General features: G+C 43.6%; 1 protein-coding gene. It reads right to left on the reverse strand.

The window, feature by feature from the left end; translation table 11 throughout:
- On the reverse strand, positions 1-5,042 hold a 5,042-nt coding region (locus A596_RS04890), incomplete at both ends, for a non-ribosomal peptide synthetase (RefSeq protein ID WP_039913043.1).

The raw sequence follows: 5,042 nt of genomic DNA on the forward strand, positions 1-5,042 counted from the left end.
AACGGCAATATGCTCTTCTTCAGCTACCTTGATTAAGGTGGCTCGCAGCATGAGATCCCGACTTAGATCAAACGTGGTAGTTGTTTCTTTTACAATTAGCGAATCCAGTACTTGCTGCCCTTCTTCCCCCGTTAAAAAAGATATATCCACTACTGTTACGTGCAAAGGCCTTACCGCCTGAATAGTTTGCAGCGGCAACCCCTGATCAGTGGTTACAAAACAAGTACGTAAACTTTCGTGGCGATCAAGGATCGTAGCAAAAGCCCGGGCCACAACTTCCTGCTTGATAACACCAGTTAATCTCAACGTGCCGGATATATTGTAATGCGCACTGCTGCCCTCCGTTCGATCCAACAACCATAATCGCTGTTGCGCAAACGATAAAGGTAGAACTTGATCACGCGATACTTGTACTAACGCAGGTTCTCTTGATTCGTCCTTATCAAGTTGCATAATCAATTGCGCGAGGTCCGCAAGATTCCGGGTATTGAATACGGCCTTTAACGGCAATTTAAGGTTAAATTTTTCGTTGATTTTTACCATCAAGCGAGTAGCTGATAATGAATGTCCGCCCAACTGGAAAAAATTATCTGCAATGCCTATGCGCTCACGCCCCAAAAGATCCTGCCACATTTCGCACAATATTTTTTCTATTTCTGTTTGTGGTGCAACAAATTCAGCCTGCAACATCGTTACGTCTGGTTCTGGCAACGCTTTGCGATCTACTTTTCCATTGCTGGTCAGGGGGAAAACATCAAGCACAACAAATACAGATGGCAACATGTATTCTGGCAACTTTTCATTTACATAAGCGCGCAACTGCTCCGTGAAATCTGTTTCAAGAACATTTGAATTTGCCAATACGTAAGCAACTAAATATTTATTGCTTTCATTACCTTCAATATTTTTTGCCAGTACAACGGCGTCTTTAACTTGTTCGTGACTATTTAAGACACCCTCTATTTCTCCAAGCTCAATCCGGAACCCTCTCATTTTAACCTGGTGATCCAAACGGCCAAGAAATTCAATAGTTCCTTCCTCTAACCATCGCCCTCTATCACCTGTGCGATACAATCGACATCCGGTTTCAGGATGTATTATAAAACTGGAGGCTGTAATGGTTTCATTCCGCCAGTATTCTCTGGCCAAACCTATACCACCGATATAAAGATCACCAGCTACTAAAATTGGACAAAGTTGCAGCGAATCATTCAGTACATAAAATTTTTGATTCGTGAGTGCATTCCCATAGGGGATGCTACGTAAATGCGCGGTAGGATTTTTTATTGGAAAATATATTGACCAAATAGAAACTTCAGTAGCACCACCCAAACTGATGATTGAGGCAGATGGAATGATTGCAGTTATCCTGTCCGGTAGTACCGGAGGAATCCAGTCTCCGCTCATCCAGACATGGCGCAATGTCGATAATGATCTCTCCTTCTCTTCATCGCCTTCTGAATAATCAATAAGCATCTGCATTAATGCTGGAACAGAGTTCCACAAGGTGACACCATGCATGGCTATTTGCGCTAACCAATATGAAGGTTCCCGGGCAAGCGCATGGGAAGGCACTACAATAGCGCCCCCGGCAATTAATACTCCAAAAATATCGTATACCGATAAATCGAAATTAATTTCAGAAATTGCAAAAACCCTATCGTCCGCTGCAATGTGGAAACGGTTATTCATATCCAACAATGTATTAATTACAGCCCTGTGCTCAATAGCAACACCTTTAGGTACACCAGTAGACCCAGAGGTAAATATCACATATGCCAAATCGTCCAATGATTGGATCGTCGATAAATTATCGGGTTTTTCAGCAATATCTGTGGCGATACAGAGCGTTCTCACCGTTAAGCTATGAGTAAAATTATTCTTTTCAGCAATCAGGATTGAAACATCACCTAATGCCAGTAACTGCTTTTTTCGCTCTTCAGGTAAATCAATATTAATAGGCAAATAAGCAGCGCCGGCAATCATTGTTCCCAACACTGCCACCACTTGCTGCCATCCACGCTCAAGCATAACGGCGACCAATTCATTGGGCTTGGCCCCGGAGGCCCGGATTTCATGAGCAAGGATAAGCGCGCGGTTATAAATTTCATCGTAGGTAAATTGCACGTCTTCATTGATTACCGCAATCGCATGTGGTTGTTTTACAACTTGCTCAAAAACCAATTCATGGATGCATTTATTAATCTTAAAATCCGTTGCAGGGCCATTCCATTCTGTAAGCAATTGCCGTTGCTCCACGTCCGGCAAAATGGGTAATGTCAACGCCAGTTGACCATGCCCCGAATTTAACGCCGCTACTAACCCGGCAAGTGCCGCCTGCATATAATTTATTATGCGAGTAGCACTGACACTATTATCTACCTGGATATCTAAATTAAAACCTGTTCCGGAATCGTCTACTGATAACGTGAATGGATAATTGGTTCGCTCTTGCGTATCGAGCAACTCTATACCTGCCACTTTTCCTTCGATGGAAATAGAATGGCGATAATTCAATATCGCGCTGAAGAGTGGTACACCTCCGGACAACCGGCTACAACGCTGTGCCGAAACCAAAGGGCATTGTTCGTGGGGCAATAAATTTATGATTGAGTGATGGCTATGTTCAAGGAGTTGGCGGGCATTCAGGCCATCCAGTTGGATGCGTATCGGCAAGGTATTAATAAACATACCTACTTGATGCTCTGCATCTGCAAGCCCCTGTAGCCGCCCGGAAAGAACTGTACCGAACACTACATCATCGCGGCCACTACAATGCGCAACGACCAATGCCCATGCCGCATGAAAAAATGCTGCGGCACTAATGTGCAATTGTTTGCTGAAGCTACGGATACCCTGTTCTATTTCCTCAGGAATTTTTCCCTTGGCTGAATCAGTATTATTGCCATCGCCAGTGACATTCAACAAATTAAATGGTGCGGTAGGTTCATCAACATCGCTTAACATCTCACGAAAAAACACTTCACTCGCGTCAGTATTTGACGATTGCAATGCGTGCGTTACAAATTCACGATAATGCGTTGGCGTAGAAAAACTATTTCTATCACCATTACAATAGCTAATAAGTTCTTGCTGGATAATATTTAAACCGATACGGTCTGAGGCAATGTGGTGGAGATGTAACAATACATAATAAGTGTCGCGATGTTTATCCAATGCAATTTGCAAACGCAATAATGGCGCCTTTTGCAAATCCATCCAATGATTGTTCGCAGACATGATTGACTGCATTTGCGAACGAAGATCTTTTTTGCAATCCAAATCCAACCAGGTAATTGGCAACTCCGCTTTGCGATACACCACCTGTATCGGCATTGGAAGATCTTGCCACAATATAGCAGTACGCAATACATCATGCCGGTCCATGGAGTGCTGTAATGAGGCCAACAAATTATTGAGGTTATCGCTTCCGCTAACACTAATTAAAGCCGGCAAAATATAAGGATCATTATGATCATTTAGCATGTGATGAAACAGGATGCCGTTCTGGAGAGGAGCCAAAGGATAGATGTCTTGAATATTGGAACTCCCCCCCGGCACAGTCGCAACGATGTGCTCAATCTCTGCCTGGGTCAGATTTATCAATGGCAACATCTCTGGTTTAATCCGCGCGCAACCCGGTTCAATTAAATTTTCAGGCGTAACTGCACAGGATGGAGGCACATGATTATTTTCCTCAATTACCGCTGCCAGCGCCCCTAAAGAAGACAACCTGAAGACGTCGCGCGCAAGCACTGGCAAGCCAATGGCTTTTGCACGCGCAATCAATTGCATCACCAGAAGTGAGTGACCACCTAATTGAAAAAAATTATCGTTAATGCCAACGCGACCAATCCCTAATAAATCTTCACAAATATTACACAGCGCTACTTCTGTTGTAGTTTGCGGGGGCACAAATAGGGCTTGCTGCTGATTTACATCAGGCTCAGGTAAACGTTTCCGATCTGCTTTTCCACTGGGCGTGAGTGGAAACGCATCCAACAGCATAAACACAGAAGGCAACATATAATCCGGCAAGGATTGTTTAAGCTGTTGGCGCAATGATTCAATAATTAATGAAGAGTTCGCTGAAACGCCCTCCACTGGTCGGGCAGGTACAATGTAGGCAACCAGGCGTTTATCACCCGTAGCGGATTCCCTGGCAACAACGATGACGTCCTTCACTTGGGAATCCATAGCAAGCATGGCTTCAATCTCACCCAACTCTATACGAAAGCCGCGAATCTTGACTTGATAATCTGCCCTTCCTAAAAATTCTATATTGCCATCGGGTAACCATCGAGCCACATCTCCTGTTTTATAAAGACGTCGGCTATTACTCGCCACCTCGGGTTTATCAACATCATAAAAAGGATTGGGGATAAATTTTTCAGCAGTTAAATCAGAGCGATTAAGATAACCTCGCGCCAATCCAATACCACCTATGTATAACTCACCCGCAATTCCTTGAGGACACAAATGTAAGTTTTGATTTAATACATACAGTTGAATGTTATTAATAGGCTTGCCAATTGGAATCGTTTTTAACAAAGGCGATTTATCAAATTCGCGACAAGCCCAATAACTCACATCAATTGCAGCTTCAGTTGGCCCATATAAATTGTGTAGCTCTGCGGATGATTGAAGCAAGAAATCACGAACTTGATGTGGCGATAAAGCTTCACCACTGCAGAACACTTGCTTAAGCGACGAGCATCGCGATAAATCACCGTGCAATAACATGCTATTGAGCATTGAAGGTACGAAATGCAATTTAGTAATTTTTTGCGTTTGAATTATTTCAGATAAATAGTGGGGGTCTTTATGCCCCTCGGGTTTTGCCAGCACCAAACTGGCCCCCACGCTGAGAGGCCACATAAATTCCCATACTGATACATCAAAACTAAACGGTGTTTTTTGCAAGATACGATCAGCAGGAGATGCGCCATAGTTCTGATCCATCCAATGAATACGATTTACCAGGGATTTATGCTCAATCATCACCCCCTTGGGATTCCCCGTAGAACCCGAGGTGTAAATCA

The organism is Cellvibrio mixtus subsp. mixtus J3-8 (genome assembly GCF_000766945.1).
In the GTDB taxonomy this organism is placed as follows: domain Bacteria; phylum Pseudomonadota; class Gammaproteobacteria; order Pseudomonadales; family Cellvibrionaceae; genus Cellvibrio; species Cellvibrio mixtus_A.